The organism is Paenibacillus castaneae (assembly GCF_002884445.1).
Taxonomy (GTDB): Bacteria; Bacillota; Bacilli; order Paenibacillales; family Paenibacillaceae; genus Pristimantibacillus; species Pristimantibacillus castaneae.
Window position 1 is genome coordinate 5,592,297 of record NZ_KZ614144.1, and the last position, 16,251, is coordinate 5,608,547.

Here is a 16,251-nt window from a genome sequence, read left to right on the forward strand (position 1 = left end):
CTGCATCTCTTTCCAAGAGGGGTACTCACCCCTCAAATTGTATTTTCCCTCCTTATTTTTCCGATAAGCTATCGATTTGCTTGTGGAGTTCCCGAATTTCCTGTATAAGCTGCTGCTGCTCGACAGGCGTTTCGGGCTGAGCGCTGCTCATTAATTGCGTTAGTCGAAGCTGCAGCATTTCCAGCTCATTCCGTCTTAATTGTTCCTCAGGAGTAAGCGTATAGCTTCGGTCCTTAGACATATACTCATCATAGGTTCCCGGAAATAGCTTCAAATCACCGCAACCATCCATAACGAGCAAACGATTGGCTGTTTGGCGTACTAAATATCGGTCATGTGTAACAAGAAGAACGGCACCGGGATAATGCTGCAGCGCCTCCTCCACCTGTACGCGCGTGCTTACATCTAGGTAGTTCGTCGGCTCATCAAGAACGAGTAAATTTGCTTTTCCGAAGAAGAGCTTTAAAAAAGCGACTCTGCATTTCTCTCCCATGCTCAAATCCCCAATTCGCTTAAACACATCATCTCTTGAGAATAAGAAGCAGCCTAGTATCGTCCGCGCCCCGGTCTGCGTCATACCCGGAAGCATGAGCAGGCTGTCAAGTATGGTACTGTTATTCTCAAGCTGGTGGAGCTCCTGCTCGAAATAACCGATTCGGGTCTGCGGATGAATGTTCATTGTGCCGGAGACTGGCGTTAAGGCGCCCGTAGCCAGCTTTAGCAGTGTCGATTTCCCAGCTCCATTCGGACCTAAGACAGCCATCCGATCTCCGCGCTCGATATTTAAGCTTAGCCCTTGAAATAGCTCTTTATGGCCTTCATAGGCGAAGCTGACATTGTCCATTCGCAGCAGCGTAGCAGCCGCGAAGCCATCCGTTTCGAGCTGCATACGGAGCCTCGCTTCCTCGCGCGGCTTGTGCACCTTATCGCGTTCGAGATGTTCGAGCGCCGATTCCTTTGCATGCAAGCGTGAGACATTCTTCTTTGATTTGGAGCGCAGGAAATCATTTTGCCCGGCGGCCTTATGCGCTTGCTGGAACCATTCCGAATACATGCGAATGCTCTCTAACAGCTTCTCGCGCTGAAGCTCCTGCTTCTTGTACAGCGCTTCCTGCGTTCGCAGCTCCAGCTTCTTCTGCTCCCGGTACTCTGTATAGCCTCCTGAATAACGTCTGCACCCATCCGAATTCAGCTCTATAACCGCCGTAGCTGTACGATCGATAAATGTCCGATCGTGTGACACGTACACAATCGTTCCTGGGTAGGTGCTCACCCAATGCTCCAACCAGTCGAGGGCAGCCGAATCCAAGTGATTCGTTGGCTCATCAAGCAGTACAAGCTTCGGTTCTCTTACCATAAGCGCTGCTAATTGCGCTTTTGTCTTCTGTCCACCGCTCAATTGCTCGAACGGCACACTCCACAGCTTTGGAGCAAAGCTCAGCTTCCTTAAGCAGCTCTCCACCTTTGTCTCCCAGCCGTATCCGTCTAACAGCACGTAGCTTTCATATAATTCGCTATAACGATGAAGTATATCTTCATTTGTCTCTTGTTCTTCCATCTGCAGCGTCAGCTCATGAATAGCCCGCTTCAGGCGGAATAGCTCTGGCGAGCCTGCTTGCACGAATTCAAGCAGTGATAAATGAGAATCCACATGCCCCTGCTGATCGAGCCAGCCCCACTGCTCTATAGGAAGCAGGCGCTGTACCTCACCGGCATCAAACGGGAGTCTGCCTGTCAGCCCCTGAAGCAGCGTTGTTTTGCCGACTCCGTTGCGTCCGAATAGAGCTAGGCGCTCAAACTCCTTCACCTCGAAAGTTAGCTGCTGGAACAGCGTAACGCCGTCCCAAGCTTTATTTGCATTTTTTACTTTTAATAACATCAAAGAACATTCCCCATTTCATATTGCAAAATAAAAAACCGTGGCCAGCGGCACACGGTCGAATACGCAGGGGAATATCAAGTTAACGAAAATAACGGATATATCGCGCCGCTGCCTAAAGAAACTGCGGGCATATATCTCATACATCAATCGCAACTGATTCATTTGCATAGATCCCCAAAACGACACACGTATCCCTGACCGGTTCTCGCTTCTCGAGAACGCCGCTTGTACTTCTACAAGTTGTATACAGGAATCACGTTTCTAATTCATCGCTGGGGGGTCCTCCATCAGTCATCAGTTTTGATATGCGTCTATTATATCGGACTTAAGAATCCATTTTCAAGCAAACTCCAAAAAAAGAAGCAAATAAAGTAAAACTGAACGTAAATGATCGCAATCAAGACGGCGAGTCGACCTCCCACTTTACTTTAACGCCTCCATCTAGGTGGTTTCCGCTCAGCTTAATATTGTATACATCCGTTCTTGCTGCCGTGAAGCTATACTTCTCGCCTTTGACGCTAGCATCTCTCTGTAAACCTACATATTCGCCTTTACGATCGACTACAGACATTCCATAACCGCCGCTATTTTGATTATTCCAATTGACTTGAAACGTTAACGTCTGCCCTTTCTCTAACCTAATCGGTATTTTGTGTTCACCATGAAAAACGGTAAAGCTTGCTTCGTAAGAGGTTTCTGAACGAGCTTCAGTCCATTGCTTTTTCACGCTGAAATCGATAGTTGCCAGCAGGATGAACAGAAGCAGCAAAAGTCCAGCAATCACACTCGTGTACGGCCGAGCCCTCCGCATGGAATAATACACCGCATAAAAAGTGAATGCGCATAGCGTTCCAATCACACCAGCGATACATACTGCCCAAACTGCCGATTTGAACATTATGATAAACGGAGCAAATCCGCCAATGACGTACAGGAGCAGGCTTGCTAATATCCGATTGCTATACGTTAATCTCGACACGCTAGCATCAACAATCATTGAAAATATAATGGCATATCCATAAAAAATCGCCCAAAAAAAAGGCTCACGAACATACTCCGACCATTTGTACAAATCGAAGCCGAATCCAATAAAAATAAATAAAATCGCTATTACACCCGAGGCTGCAAGCTTTGCTGATAGATAGTCAACGACATGAATCCAACGCTTTTCAGAAGCCATATGCTTTCCTCCCGCTTTATCATTAAGGCTGATCCGCAGCACTTTGCTTCTTTATCGTAACCAATCCTGCATCAGTACGGCAGTTCTATCTTTTGTAGGTCCCCTACGCACAACAAAGCCATGCTGCGAGAGCATAGCTTTGTCGTATACAGTCGGTATTATGACTTTTATCATCCATTGCTCCCAAAAAAGGAAGGCAAGCGCCGCATGCTGCGTACCTGCCTTCCTCTTCTTAATCCGATACTACTGCCTTACAACTTTAAAGCCCTTCTTCTCCAGCAAAGTCACGATGCCGTCATCGCCAATCATATGAGCAGCGCCTGCAACAACGAAGTACGTTTTCTTTTCTTCGTTATTCAAATATCCTGTTATTTTATCAACCATTCCGATGTTTCGATCTTTAAGCAGTACATTGTAATATTCTTGGTCTGTTGCCGTTGCTTTCGTTAATGCGAGCAGGTCATCGTCGTTCCCCTTTACCCACATTTCTGTTAGACCATCGATCGGCGCCTCTGTTGAATAATAGTTTTCTATTGAACCAATAACCATCTCCTCCTGCAGTCTTGCCGAAAACTTATCGAACATTTGCAATTGGAAGTCAACGGATTCCAGCTCCAGAATCGGAAGCTGGTTAGCAATCGCTTGCTGCAAGAAATGCATATCGATACCTATGCTGGAGTCATAGTCTGAATACATGGACGTTAAATAATCCAAGGCACTGGACACACTCCACGGCTTGAAAGCATCTAGTGCGTTTGGCTCCGCGCCATTTTCCTTCAAAATTTCTGCAACTTCTTTATAAACATCCTCTGAAATATGATCCTTAAGTGTGGTTCCATCCTTATACGTACTCATATCCAGTATAGCTTGCTGCACTTTCTCATCATCCATCTTAGTAATATCAGCTTCTACTACTAAATAATCCGATGCTTTAAAAGCCTGTTGGATTTCTGAGCGAAGGGGATACATAGCTTTACTAGCAATATGTATTGAACCTAGCAAATATACCGTGCTATCTGCGCTTTCTACTTTCCATAGAAAACCACGGCTTGCTTCTTTCGCAATAATGGAGATTGTATTCAGCTTCTGGTTCCATTTCACCTCGTAGCCTGAAACCTCACTTGCAGAGCGAAGCGGCAGATAAGCCGTGCCTTTGATTAGCTTAGGAGCGGCATTCATTTCTTCCTGAATGGAGTTAACAACCGCTATTACATTGCCAATCTGGAAATTGACATTAAGTCCGTCCTTAGAACCAGTAATAACCTTATTGGTCTGATTCCAGGTTACCTTGAATTTAAGCTTCTCCAATAGCGGCTTCGCAGCAATCAGCGTCGTGCCTTTCTCGATAATCGTTTGGTTCGCGCCAAATTGAACCTTCTCATCTCCAATTAGAATGGACAATGGCTTCGATTCTGCGTGCACGCTAGTAACGAATGATAGTAATAGAGCTAATGATAGTAAGAATGATGCAATCTTTTTCATGAATGATGTCTCTCCTTCATCGATATTACGATTTGCAAGATGATGACTGTCTCATTTTATCCCTAAAACCGCATACCCATATTTTAATCAATATACCACGCAATTACTATTTCGGAAAATACTAATTCCCCATTCGTTGTGCAATCACTTGTTGTTCTATATAATGAACGGAATTGTTTGTTATAACGCTCACCGTTCTACAGCTATTCAATTCTTGCAATAACACGCGCTACGGAAGAGTCTGCTCTTATAGGAAGAGGCAGCGCAATAATTTCAAATGCTTCGACGTCCAGAAGCTGCTCCACATGGATTAAGTTCTCGATAATAAGAATACGATTATGGAATAACGTTTTATGTATATCAAAAGGCTCCTTATCGGGCGACGGAGTGTCCAATCCTATCATTTTCACCTGCTTCCTCACTAACAACTCCGCAAATGCTGGGGTCAATACCGGATAATCTGCAAAATAATTGGGCTCTCCATACCATTTACTATGGCCTGTATACAAAATGACGATTTGCTTCTCCTTAATCAAGTGCTCGTATTGTTCCTCGTAATCAATGAAGCTTCTCCCCGACACATCGAGTAAGCAGCCTTCACCTACAAAGGTTTCCAGTGGAAACTCACTCAAATACTCCTGACAATCCAATAAATGCATAGGCCCATCAATATGAGTGCCTGCGTGCATATTAATAGACAGCTGATGATTATTGTAATAATCTTTAGCGAAATGCTTCGATTGCTTTAATATCGTCTCTGCATCTCCTGGATATACGGGCATTCCGTCTATAATCCTATGAGAAAGGTCAATGAGCATCCTATTCTCTCCCTCCGTTTAATTCATATACATTTGTATAATACTATAATAATAGAATTGGAATAGGCAGTACACGCAATCCCCAACCTTAGGCTAGGGAAACGATTCATGCATTATGTTAAAATAATCGGATACAAAATGCGAGGAGCTCCTATATGATTGAACGAAGTCCTTTATCCCATCACCCTATACCTCCTGGTCGAACGCAGTTTGATCACGCAATTCGAAATAAACGCAAGCGTAATAGATTGCTGTTGCTTATTATTTTGGCGGTAATGGCCGCTATACTGTGGAAAAGTATATTGACCTCCGACCATCCCTTTCAAGACAATGAAATTACACCTGCGCCTCCTATAACCGAGCTGCATCCTATTGTTTATGCGAAGCAAACGGAGCTCATAGCGGAAGCAAAAAAAGCTGGAATAAACATTCTAATTACGGACGGCTTCCGCTCAACCGAGGAACAGAATGTGATCTACGCAAGAGGCCGCACCGAGGAAGGGCCAATCGTCACTCAAGTGCAGGGCGGACATTCGTATCATAACTATGGTCTTGCTATCGATTTCGCCTTGCGTACGACGAAGGGCAAGGTTGTCTGGGATATGAAATATGATGGCAATGGAAACGGGAAGTCCGATTGGATGGAGGTCGTTGAGATTGCGAAGCGTCTAGGCTTCACTTGGGGCGGTGATTGGGACAACTTCCCTGATTATCCGCATCTTCAGATGGATTTCGGTTATTCCATTCGTGAGTTAAGGAAAGGCTTGCGTCCTCCAGCTGAGTAAGCAATCAACCGATGATTGCCATTACTAACGGGGCCACAAGCCTTATGTTATAACAAGGAGGATACGGACCACTTGTCTGAGCTCAGTTTATAGTCCAGCAATAATTTCATAAGAACGCAAACGGGCTTTATGGTCAAAAATATGGGCAGCGACCATAATTTCATTCGCCTGTGTCGCTTCAATGAAAGCTCTTAGCTTATTCCGCACCGTATCAGGTCCGCCAATAATGGAAGAGCCTAGCTGCTGCTGCAGGGCTGCCTTCTCCTGCTCGGTCCACACCGTATTCATATCTCGGACTGGAGCCGGCAGCGCTCCGCGTGTATTACGAATAAAAGAAAGAAATAGCTGCTGCATCGATGTCGCTAAATAAGCCGCTTCCTCGTCTGTATCGGCAGCTATAATGTTGACTGCCACCATCCCATGCGGTTTATCCAGCACCGTTGATGGCTTGAAGCTGCTTCGATATAAATTCATCGCTGGTACAGTGAATGTAGGTGAGAAGTGTCCCGCGAATGCAAAAGGCAATCCCAGCTGCGCTGCCAGCAATGCGCTAAAATCGCTCGAGCCAAGCAGCCAAATCGGAATATTCAGCCCTTCGCCCGGAATAGCGCGAACGGGCATGCCGATTTCTGCACTTGAAGGGTCAAGGAACGCACGCAGCTCCGCCAGCTGCTCTGGAAAGTCATGACCATTGCTTCTTCTATTGCCTCTTAGCGCTGCTGCGGTTAGACCGTCGGTACCGGGTGCACGGCCAAGGCCAAGATCAATGCGGCCTGGAAATAATGATTCCAGCGTTCCGAATTGCTCTGCTATAACAAGAGGCGCATGGTTTGGAAGCATGATACCGCCAGCCCCTACACGAATCGTCGAGGTGCCCCCAGCGACATGAGCGATTACGATTGAGGTTGCCGAGCTCGCAATGCTCGGTGCATTGTGATGCTCCGCCAGCCAGTAGCGGTTATAGCCCCATTTCTCCGCATGCTGCGCAAGGTCAAGCGTATTGCCGAGCGACTCTGAGACGGTGCCTCCAACAACGATTGGGGATACATCAAGCACGGATAAAGGAATATTAAAGGTTTGATTCGTTTGCGTGTTCGTTGACATCCAGCTCACCTTTTTCTGTATATTCATAAAAAAATAATGTCTTGGTATCGAACAGAGTCTTAACTGTATGAAATAAAAATACATTATGCACAATAAAAAACGCACGAATGGCGTTTAATACGTAGACTGGCACTTTTTCACCTTGTCCAAAACAGCTTGAATTGTCGTCCGCTCCAAATAATGCTCATAATGAGCTTCTGCGTCCGTAAAAATCTCATCCATTACATGCTCCATATTGGCCGAAATGAGACAAGCGTCCTCTCGATTGCCCGAGCACCAATGCGGCTTCAACGTTCCCGTCGAAATGGCACGGTATACTTGACCTAACGTAACTTCTCCCGGCTCGCAGCTTAAGAAATATCCACCGCCGATGCCCTCTTTGGTCTTCACGAAGCCATTGGCGCGCAGCAATCCCATTACCTTGCGAATTCGCGTTGGATTCGTAGCTACGTTTCGTGCAATATGGTCACTGCTTGCCATATGATCAGGCACATATGCCAAAAATACTAAGCAATGAACCGCTACCGTAAACTCACTGTTCATCGAAAAAACTTCCTTTCAGGAAGGATACTGTAATCTTATTTCATACAGTTAACAAAGTCAAATTAACTTCATGATTTGCAAAAATTCACATTAGCGATGCTGCTCATATTGATTGCTTCTGCTTATCCGTCGAATGGCATCTATATCTCTATCGGAAAGCTCCTCCGCATGAGCGGCTTCTATATTATGCACGAGCTGCGGAATCGAGCTTGCACCTGGAATAACGGCAGCTACGGCAGCGTCCGACAACGCGTATCGAATGGCAGTATGCGCGATATCGCGGGAGCCTTCCCCCAGCACGTTAAGACTTCCAAGCAATGGTGACAGCTCATCTTGGCTGTAGTCCAAATATCCCTTCTCTGCTTTTCTATGCCCGTCGCTCGTTAATATTCCTTTTGCGACTGGACCGCGGGCGATTAGACTAATGCCCTTATCTCTAAGCAGCGGAAGCACCGTTTCCTCCGGTCTTCTGTCCAAAATGCTGTACTGGCTCATGACACTAACGATATTCGATCGCTGTACATATTCTCGGATCACATTAGGGCGAATCGACGAGATGCCGTAATACCGAATAACACCTTCCTGCTTAAGCTCTTCGAACGCTTCGATGGTTTCATCGATCGGATCGTCCAGCGTACCGCCGTGAAGCTGATATAAATCAATATAATCGGTTTGCAGCCTGCGGAGGCTGTCCTTAACTGCCGCCTTAATATAAGCCTTCGATGGGTCCCACGACCAGCCTTCCTTACCCGGCTCCCAGCGATTGCCGACCTTTGTCGCCAGGACGACATCTGAACGCCGGCCGCGCAGCGCTTCACCGACAAGCTCCTCATTGCGTCCCTCATCGTACAAGTCCGCCGTATCTAGAAAATTAATGCCGCGATCCATCGCTTCATGAAGAAGTGAAAGGGCATGCTTCTTCTCTGTCCCCAGCGACATGCAGCCAAGTCCGATTTCACTGACATAAAGCTCTGATTTGCCTAAACGATTGCGTTTCATATATGTTGGACTCCCTTCTCATCTCATCATCCGATTTTTTTCAATAAATGACTCTAATTAAGTATTTGACCAATCATGCTGCATTCCTTTAGACCAAGAGAAACATTTTGATGAAATTGAAACAGGAGCCTCTGATTCTCAAAGGTGAAGGTGTACGTAACGATATATGGCGTTTCAAAATATACCATCGTCAGTTCAAGGATCGTGTTCGTAAGCCATGACGCACAGATTGCAGCCTCCTGCTCGTGCAGCGCTAAATCCTTAATAAACGTATCTTGCGTATATGCCAGCCGCTCAAAATTAAATACGAGACGACGCTCTCGATCCTCATAGATCAATCGTAAGTCCAACTGCTTATCTCTCAATGCGAATTTCAAACGCCGAATGCCAAGCGGATTGTTATCCAGAGCATAGCAGGCATCGTTCAGCTCGGGAATCGATTCTGGGATGGGCTGGGAAATACGATTAGTGCCCGCTATTTCTGGATTTAGAACACCCTCGCCAGAAACTAGGAAGCCATCCTCATCTTCCCCCTTTAATATATGCTCATAGATAAGATCAAGGAGAAGCTGGAGCTCCTTCGTGCTCGGCATACCCGAGGTCGTGGCAATCACAATACCCTGTTTAGGGGCGACGAAGCATAATTGGCCAAATCCTCCATTCCCCATAAAGCACCCATCTCGGCAAAGAAAAAACTGATACCCATAGCCTTGTGCGAAATCGATACGGTTCTCATCGCGACGATTATCGCTCTGCTCGCTGACAGCCCGTTCCAAAAAAGCCTCTGATACTACTCTATGGCCGGCGAATTCCCCTTTATTCAACAGCATTTGACCAAAACGAGCTATGTCTGCTGTCGATAGGCTGAGGCCCATGCCTCCTGCTGTAATGCCCGTAGGACAGCTTTCCCAAGTCGGCCTCGATATGCTAAGCGGCTCGAATAAACGAGGCATCAAGAAATCCACTAGTTTTTGACCCGTTGCTCTCTCCAGTATGGCTGACAGCATATACGTCGAATGTGTGCTGTAGCGATAATAGCTGCCCGGTTCATGTTCTACGTCCAGAGATAGGAAGGTACCCACCCAGTCAGTCGACTCTGCCACTTGGCTATAAATATTATGATGATGCCCAGCATTCATGGCTAATAAATGATGAACGGTCATTTTTGCTAGATGGTCTGAAATAGACTCGGGCAGTTTGTCGGGAAAGAAAGAAATGACTTGATCATCCAAGCTTAAATAACCGTTATCCCATGCTATTCCTACAGCAATTGAAGTAACGCTTTTGCTGAGTGAAAACAATAATTGCTTCGTATCCTTGCGATAGGGCTTGCGATAGGACTCGACCAGCGTTCTGCCGTTTTGCAGAAGAATTAAGCTGTTTACCGCGAGATTCGATTGCTCGATTTGCTTGAGAAACAGGTTCGTATTCAAATGGCCTTCATCCATTTCCGGTTATTTATTCATATTTTCGAACGCCTTATTCAAGTAGCTCTCGAATTGGTCCAATGTGTCGAACTTTAGAATATTTACGCCTTGGGCTCGAAGATGGTTCTCTAGCAGCTCGTTTAACTGTTCAACAGCCGCTTGAAGAGGCGCAAAGTCATGAGGATCAAGAAGGATGGCTAGATTAGGCAGACCTAACCGGCTGTACACGTACTGAGAAGCCGTCTTCGCTTCCAGTCCGCTAGGCCATTGCCCCTTCGCTGCATAAAATAAAAACTGCGCAATCTCATTTTGAACATTAAGTACGGAATAGTAAGCTGTATCATAATCCTCCCGCTCACAGGCGGTCATGATTTTGTCTAATCCCCCTTTGATTTCCTCATAAAATCCCTTCATCCGATCGGGATACGATGATCGGCTAACATGCTCGTCTTTTTTTTGCAGCACCAGCTTAATCGTACCTTCCGTCAGCTGCTCACAGGCAGCTACGATCTCGGAGGGAAGCTTTGATTGAATGATAATATCATGCAGCTGCTCCAAACGGACCGGTTTGATAGGAAGGCTCATGATCTGCTCCCTATTCTTGCCCCAGCCTTTCGTGAAATACGTCTGATTTAACAGTGCTAGACTTTGAATGGTGTTCGTTAACAATTCCTCAGCTTCCATACGGAACAAAGTCAGATCGGCATTGGCGTCGGCCCGACTCATTTGATACAAATAAACATAGTTATCACGCAGCATAGACTCCGCTTTCTCGATGAACGTAAGAGCCTGCTGTGGTTGCTGCAAAGCAATAGTTTTGTCACGTAGCCCCATAAACCGATTATAATCCTCTTCCGAACGTGTATATAACAGCTGGCTGTCCACGATTATCGTTGTTTTGCTTTCCTCTAACGTAGCCATTCCTTCTGCACGCTCCCAGCTAATCGGCCAGAAATCATAGCTAATCTCATTTAATACAAACTGAATACTCGCTTGGTAACCCTCAGGCGCAGCAGGTATAAAGAAGAAGTCTAAATCCGAACGCTTGGTCGCTGTTCCTTGGGCATACGAGCCATAATAAGCGATAATAGCTATGTCCTTGGCGTAATTCTTCTTCACATGTTGAACAAGCACTTCAGCGACAGCAAATACATCCACCATGATAAATTCCTCCATGAATCATTTTCTCAACTATAACATACGGTTATAAAATCCAACTCTCCCGAAACAGCTATAACCAAACTCAACCAGCACTTGCAGCGAAACTTATTAAGCCCTCTATCGCAAAAATGACCCGCTAAGGAATATCCTTGCCGGTCATTTTAAAGTAATGCCTAGGTCACGCTTCTGGGAATGGCTTGCGGCCCATGAAGCCGTCATTCCAGCCATGATAATGGGAAACGTGCTCTTCCCCTTCTTTCCAGCAAATAAGTATATCCTCACCATCCAGTACGGCTGGGAAATCGATTAGGCCAGGACTAATCATTTTTAATAGAACGCCTTTTCGCGAGAAATTTTCAATTAACATATCCGTTTCCATACGCATGAAATCAAGCTGGCCTTCTATTTCAAAAAAAGGATCCGCTTTTTCTTTCACAGGACTAGCGAATTTCTTATGATGCGCTTTTGTCTTCTGATACAACACAAATTGCTCTTCAAACTGAGCCGTCAATTGCTGGAGCTTAAGCAAGTCCTCTTTCAACTGCGGCAGCAGATCGTTCGCTTCATCCAGCGTAAATCGTTTATTTTCCATCATACAACCTCTCCTTATACCTATATAGTAGATGTTGATTAGGACCATATATTTCTGTAATCATACCATAGCTTCGTTTTTGAATATTACTGCATCACTCGGTTCTTCTCATCATCTGTCAGCCTAGTAAAGCCTTTAAACCGAGTCCCTTGATACGTTAGCTCTCCATCATCACCTACTACAATTAATCCGAAATGATTAGCGGCAACATGCAATTCAATCCGGGTATGATCATTAAATTCAAAAGTAATAAAATAATTTGTATTTGCGCTGGAATCCCCTGACCCACCCCATACTTCTGTCCGCTTATCTACTACTCTAGCACTTTTCCGAACAAGCTCAGCCGCATTATTTGAAAACCAACTTTTGAATCCTTTAATAATCACATAGGCAAATACGCTCACAACTAATAGGATTAAAGCCCCGCCAAACAACTTGAAAAACAAGGGGACTTCAGCCAAAAAATCCAAAAACCCAGGTGATTCATCAAAGTAATTCATAATCGAACTCCTTCCTTATGAACGACTAATTCTTTTCATAGATCATACGTTTAATTGGTTTAGTCGTTTCTATTTCCACAGCTATCTTTTGGCTATAATCATTCTTTACCTTGCTCGCAGTGATACGCCCCCCTATTATAAAGGACAGATGTATGAAATTTCCAATGCAAAACTGGGGGAGCAATGATGAATATACCGATACGTCAGTATTGGCGATTATTACGCACGTATTTAAAACATGAACAAGGAAAGCTTGTTCTTCTTATGATTCTCCTTATTGCCGGAATTGTCCTGCAGCTATGGAATCCGCAAATCGTTCGGCATTTTATTGATAGTGCGCTACAGCCTGGTATTTCTCTAAATGATTTAATGGGCAGCGCCTTACTGTTCATCGCTGTCGCTCTGTTGAATCAGCTTGCTTCCGTATCTTCCGGGTATATTGGGGAACAGGTGGGGTGGACAGCAACAAACGAGCTGCGGGGAGATTTGGCAAAGCACTGTATCCATCTCGACCAAGCCTTTCATAAAGAGAAAACGAGCGGTGAAATGATTCAACGCATTGACGGCGATGTGAATGAGCTGTCCCATTTCTTCTCTAATTTCGTATTTATGCTTGTTGCGAATTTACTCCTTATCACCGGCATTCTCGTTCTTATGTATCGCGAGGATTGGCTGCTTGGTGCAGGCATGACCGTTTTTGTCGTCATCACGATATTCGTACTGCAGCATATACGCAAAGCATTCGCCCCCTTCTGGGTCAAATCAAGCGAAGCCTATGCTGCGTTTTTCGGATTCGTTGGCGAGCATCTTGCTGGAACGGAGGACACTAGAGCTAACGGAGCAAGCGGATTTGTTATGCGGAGATTTCACGGGCTATTGCGAAAAATGCTCCCCATTACGCTAAAAGCCAGCTTTGGCGGTTATTCCATGTGGGTATCTACTATTTTCGTATTCTCCCTCGGCCGTTCACTCGCGCTGCTCTATTGTGCTTATTTATGGTCAACAGCATCCATAAGCTTGGGTACGATTTATTTAATCTTCACCTACACCGAGCTCCTCAATCATCCGCTGGAGCAAATTCGCACGCAAATTCAAGATTTGCAGCGGGCAGATGCCAGTATCGTGAGGGTAAGTCAGCTGTTTGCGACCGAGTCCTCCTTAAAGGAAAAGGAAAAGCCTTTATTACTGCCTGAAGGAGCATTGTCCGTTGCTTTCTCAAATGTTTCCTTCTCCTATGGAAGCGAGGATGCGGAGCAGGTGCTCCGCCAGATCGATTTCCGCCTTCAGCCTGGGCGGGTTCTCGGCTTGCTTGGACGAACCGGCAGCGGCAAAAGCACTTTAGCAAGACTACTGGTTCGGTTCTATGATACCGGAGCAGGCGCCATTAACCTCGGCGGTACGGATATTAGGGATGCCTCGTTAGCTCAACTGCGCAGCCGGATTGCGATGGTATCTCAGAATATCCAGCTATTCCAAGCCTCTGTACGCGACAATCTTACTTTATACAATCCATCTATTCCAGATGAACGCTTATATGAGGTACTCTCTGAGCTTGGACTGGACAACTGGCTGCATTCACTCAGCGACGGACTAGATACTCAGCTTGCTTCAGGTGGCAGCGGCCTGTCTGCCGGAGAAGCCCAGCTGCTTGCATTCGCTCGCGCTTTTCTATCCGATCCAGGTCTCATCATTCTTGATGAAGCGTCCTCAAGACTTGATCCTGCTACAGAAACGCATATTGAGAGAGCGATCGACAAGCTTCTCGCTGGCCGGACCGCTATTATTATTGCGCATCGGCTGGCAACCATTAAGAGAGCAGATGATATTCTTATTCTTGAGGCAGGGGAAACCTTAGAGTTTGGACCAAGAGCTGCGCTTGCTGCCGATATCCATTCACGTCTGTATGAATTACTACAAACCGGGGCTGAGGAGGTGCTCGCATGAACGCCAAAGAAATGTCTACCTTGCAATCCATGTGGCGGCTCATTCGCTACCGCCCCATTCTTTATACAGCCAATGCCATCCTTTGGGCTGGTGTCCATCTGTTTCCGCTTATCCCCGGCTTGCTGATTCAGCAGTTTTTCGATTCATTAACCGGTCAAGCAAGCTGGTCGCTTAATGCTTCGTCCTTAGCAGTCCTGCTGATGGTGACGGCCGTAGCACGAATTATGAACATTTACGGCGGTGCGTTAACAGATACCATTCACCGATTCCATATGGGCGCTTTGCTGCGCTGGAACATGCTGCAATGGATATTGCGGCAGCCGGCGGCAGCAGCTATTCCATGCTCGCCAGGCGAGGCAGTCACGCAATTCCGCGACGACTCCAGCCAAGCGGAGGATGCCATTAGCTGGACGCTCGACTTCATTGGAAAAGTACTATTCGCAGCAGCAGCGATCTTCATCCTGCTTCGGGTTAACGTGCAAATTACCTGCTTTGTGTTCCTCCCCATTGTGCTTGTTATTTCGGTTACTCAAATCGCTTCAAAGCGGCTGCAATCATACCGTGCTACAAGCAGGGATGCAACCGGCAAAGTGACGGGCATGGTGGGAGAAATGTTCGGCTCCGTACAAGCGATTCAGCTTGCCGGTGCGGAGGAACGATTTATCCATAGGCTTCGCACATTGAACAACCAACGCAAGCAGGCAGCGCTGAAGGATCGTTTATTCAGTTCTTTGCTGGACTCGGTGTTCTCCAATATTGTTAACGTAGGGACCGGGCTAATCTTATTGCTCGGCGCAGCTTCCATGCAGCGCTCCGAGCTGACCGTGGGCGATTTCGCATTATTTGTTTATTACTTGGCCTTTGTAACGGATTTCACATCGTTTTTCGGAAGATTCCTGTCTACTCTGCAGCAAACTAGCGTTTCATTTAAGCGCATGCACACACTGCTTCAAGGGGCAGGAGCCGATCAATTGGTTGAGCATAATCCTTTATATTTAAGAAACGAATTTCCAGAGCATCTCTATCCGCAGCACTTTCCAGAAAACACCGAAGCCCCATTCAGCTCTTTGTCTGTTCGCGGCTTAGGCTATCGCTATTCGGATACTAATCGAGGCATTGCGAATATCAGCTTTGAGCTGCAGCGGGGCAGCTTCACGGTTGTAACAGGAAGAATCGGCTCAGGCAAAACAACGCTGCTCCGTTCCGTATTAGGGCTATTGCCTATGCAAGCTGGTGAGATTCATTGGAATGGTTCTCTTGTGAAGGACCCTGTTTCCTTCTTCGTCCCGCCGAGAAGCGCCTATACCTCGCAGGTTCCGAACTTGTTTAGCGAGTCTCTTCTCACCAATATTTTGCTCGGTTTGCCTGAAGACCGTGAACGCCAAGAAAACGCTATTCACACTGCTGTGCTGGATCAAGATATTCCGATGCTGGAGCATGGACTGGACACCATGATTGGCCAAAAAGGCGTGAAGCTGTCCGGCGGACAGGCGCAGCGTACGGCAGCCGCTCGAATGTTCATCCGCGAGCCGGAGCTGCTCGTATTTGACGACTTATCAAGCGCGCTTGACGTCACAACAGAAAAGCTGCTTTGGGAGAGAGTCGAGCAAACGCCTCATGCCGCTTGCCTAATTGTATCCCATCGCAAAGCCGCACTGCAGCGCGCCGACCATATTATTGTTATGAAAGACGGATATATTGAAGCACAAGGCACGCTCGCTGATGTTCTCAGCCAATCGAAGGAAATGCAATTGCTTTGGGAGGATGAGCACACATCGGCATGCAGCGAATAGATGCTCTAAGGTGCTGGTGCTGGTGCTGGTACTGGTACTGG

General features: G+C 46.4%; 14 protein-coding genes. 3 read left to right on the forward strand and 11 right to left on the reverse strand.

The genetic code is table 11. The annotated features are described in order from the left end of the window. Nucleotides 1-52: 52 nt before the first annotated feature. The 4 genes from abc-f to CEF13_RS25090 all read right to left on the reverse strand — a co-directional run bounded on the left by abc-f (nucleotide 53) and on the right by CEF13_RS25090 (nucleotide 5,362). A complete protein-coding gene (gene abc-f / locus CEF13_RS25075; protein WP_243864763.1) occupies nucleotides 53-1,879 on the reverse strand; it encodes a ribosomal protection-like ABC-F family protein in 1,827 nt (608 codons plus the stop codon). Between the two features lie 400 nt (nucleotides 1,880-2,279). Beyond that, the gene (locus CEF13_RS25080) at nucleotides 2,280-3,062 is read right to left on the reverse strand and encodes a hypothetical protein (RefSeq protein ID WP_102715050.1); all 783 of its coding nucleotides are present in this window, start codon (nucleotides 3,060-3,062) and stop codon (nucleotides 2,280-2,282) included. 243 nt (nucleotides 3,063-3,305) lie between these two features. Further along, complete coding sequence (locus tag CEF13_RS25085) at nucleotides 3,306-4,544, reverse strand: TraB/GumN family protein (protein ID WP_102715052.1); 1,239 nt, start codon at nucleotides 4,542-4,544, stop codon at nucleotides 3,306-3,308. A gap of 203 nt (nucleotides 4,545-4,747) precedes the next feature. Then, the gene (locus tag CEF13_RS25090; RefSeq protein WP_102715054.1) at nucleotides 4,748-5,362 is read right to left on the reverse strand and encodes a cyclase family protein; all 615 of its coding nucleotides are present in this window, start codon (nucleotides 5,360-5,362) and stop codon (nucleotides 4,748-4,750) included. A 158-nt stretch (nucleotides 5,363-5,520) separates the two neighbouring features. On the opposite strand from CEF13_RS25090, the gene CEF13_RS29540 reads away from it, so the two are divergent. Further along, nucleotides 5,521-6,147, forward strand: a complete 627-nt coding sequence (locus CEF13_RS29540; RefSeq protein WP_280531340.1) for a M15 family metallopeptidase — start codon at nucleotides 5,521-5,523, stop codon at nucleotides 6,145-6,147. Between the two features lie 87 nt (nucleotides 6,148-6,234). Here the strand turns inward: CEF13_RS29540 and CEF13_RS25100 are convergent, their stop codons facing one another. The 7 genes from CEF13_RS25100 to CEF13_RS25130 form a co-directional block, all read right to left on the reverse strand. Next, entirely contained in the window at nucleotides 6,235-7,251 is a 1,017-nt protein-coding gene (locus tag CEF13_RS25100) for an LLM class flavin-dependent oxidoreductase (protein ID WP_102715058.1), read from the reverse strand. Between the two features lie 114 nt (nucleotides 7,252-7,365). Beyond that, nucleotides 7,366-7,794, reverse strand: a complete 429-nt coding sequence (locus CEF13_RS25105; RefSeq protein WP_102715060.1) for an RrF2 family transcriptional regulator — start codon at nucleotides 7,792-7,794, stop codon at nucleotides 7,366-7,368. 90 nt (nucleotides 7,795-7,884) lie between these two features. Further along, a complete protein-coding gene (locus tag CEF13_RS25110) occupies nucleotides 7,885-8,793 on the reverse strand; it encodes an aldo/keto reductase (protein WP_102715062.1) in 909 nt (302 codons plus the stop codon). Nucleotides 8,794-8,846: 53 nt separating this feature from the next. Further along, a complete protein-coding gene (locus CEF13_RS25115; RefSeq protein ID WP_244917123.1) occupies nucleotides 8,847-10,226 on the reverse strand; it encodes a serine hydrolase domain-containing protein in 1,380 nt (459 codons plus the stop codon). A 21-nt stretch (nucleotides 10,227-10,247) separates the two neighbouring features. Next, entirely contained in the window at nucleotides 10,248-11,381 is a 1,134-nt protein-coding gene (locus tag CEF13_RS25120; RefSeq protein WP_102715066.1) for a nucleotidyltransferase domain-containing protein, read from the reverse strand. A gap of 178 nt (nucleotides 11,382-11,559) precedes the next feature. Continuing rightward, complete coding sequence (locus CEF13_RS25125) at nucleotides 11,560-11,976, reverse strand: DUF2203 domain-containing protein (RefSeq protein WP_244917124.1); 417 nt, start codon at nucleotides 11,974-11,976, stop codon at nucleotides 11,560-11,562. 83 nt (nucleotides 11,977-12,059) lie between these two features. Further along, nucleotides 12,060-12,473, reverse strand: a complete 414-nt coding sequence (locus CEF13_RS25130) for a DUF2500 domain-containing protein (RefSeq protein ID WP_102715068.1) — start codon at nucleotides 12,471-12,473, stop codon at nucleotides 12,060-12,062. A 186-nt stretch (nucleotides 12,474-12,659) separates the two neighbouring features. Between CEF13_RS25130 and CEF13_RS25135 the strand changes: the two genes are divergently transcribed. Further along, nucleotides 12,660-14,417, forward strand: coding sequence for an ABC transporter ATP-binding protein (locus CEF13_RS25135; protein WP_102715070.1), 1,758 nt, complete (start codon nucleotides 12,660-12,662; stop codon nucleotides 14,415-14,417). Next, nucleotides 14,414-16,210 (forward strand): ABC transporter ATP-binding protein, encoded by a 1,797-nt coding sequence (locus CEF13_RS25140; protein WP_243864764.1) that lies wholly within the window; start codon nucleotides 14,414-14,416, stop codon nucleotides 16,208-16,210. The genes CEF13_RS25135 and CEF13_RS25140 overlap by 4 nt, the downstream gene beginning before the upstream one ends. Nucleotides 16,211-16,251: the final 41 nt, after the last annotated feature.

Bases quoted from the DNA above. Each gene is read 5' to 3' on its own strand.
- abc-f (WP_243864763.1), bottom strand. From the start codon at position 1,879: ATGTTATTAAAAGTAAAAAATGCAAATAAAGCTTGGGACGGCGTTACG.
- CEF13_RS25080 (WP_102715050.1), bottom strand. From the start codon at position 3,062: ATGGCTTCTGAAAAGCGTTGGATTCATGTCGTTGACTATCTATCAGCA.
- CEF13_RS25085 (WP_102715052.1), bottom strand. From the start codon at position 4,544: ATGAAAAAGATTGCATCATTCTTACTATCATTAGCTCTATTACTATCA.
- CEF13_RS25090 (WP_102715054.1), bottom strand. From the start codon at position 5,362: ATGCTCATTGACCTTTCTCATAGGATTATAGACGGAATGCCCGTATAT.
- CEF13_RS25100 (WP_102715058.1), bottom strand. From the start codon at position 7,251: ATGTCAACGAACACGCAAACGAATCAAACCTTTAATATTCCTTTATCC.
- CEF13_RS25105 (WP_102715060.1), bottom strand. From the start codon at position 7,794: ATGAACAGTGAGTTTACGGTAGCGGTTCATTGCTTAGTATTTTTGGCA.
- CEF13_RS25110 (WP_102715062.1), bottom strand. From the start codon at position 8,793: ATGAAACGCAATCGTTTAGGCAAATCAGAGCTTTATGTCAGTGAAATC.
- CEF13_RS25120 (WP_102715066.1), bottom strand. From the start codon at position 11,381: ATGGTGGATGTATTTGCTGTCGCTGAAGTGCTTGTTCAACATGTGAAG.
- CEF13_RS25125 (WP_244917124.1), bottom strand. From the start codon at position 11,976: ATGATGGAAAATAAACGATTTACGCTGGATGAAGCGAACGATCTGCTG.
- CEF13_RS25130 (WP_102715068.1), bottom strand. From the start codon at position 12,473: ATGAATTACTTTGATGAATCACCTGGGTTTTTGGATTTTTTGGCTGAA.
- CEF13_RS25135 (WP_102715070.1), top strand. From the start codon at position 12,660: ATGAATATACCGATACGTCAGTATTGGCGATTATTACGCACGTATTTA.
- CEF13_RS25140 (WP_243864764.1), top strand. From the start codon at position 14,414: ATGAACGCCAAAGAAATGTCTACCTTGCAATCCATGTGGCGGCTCATT.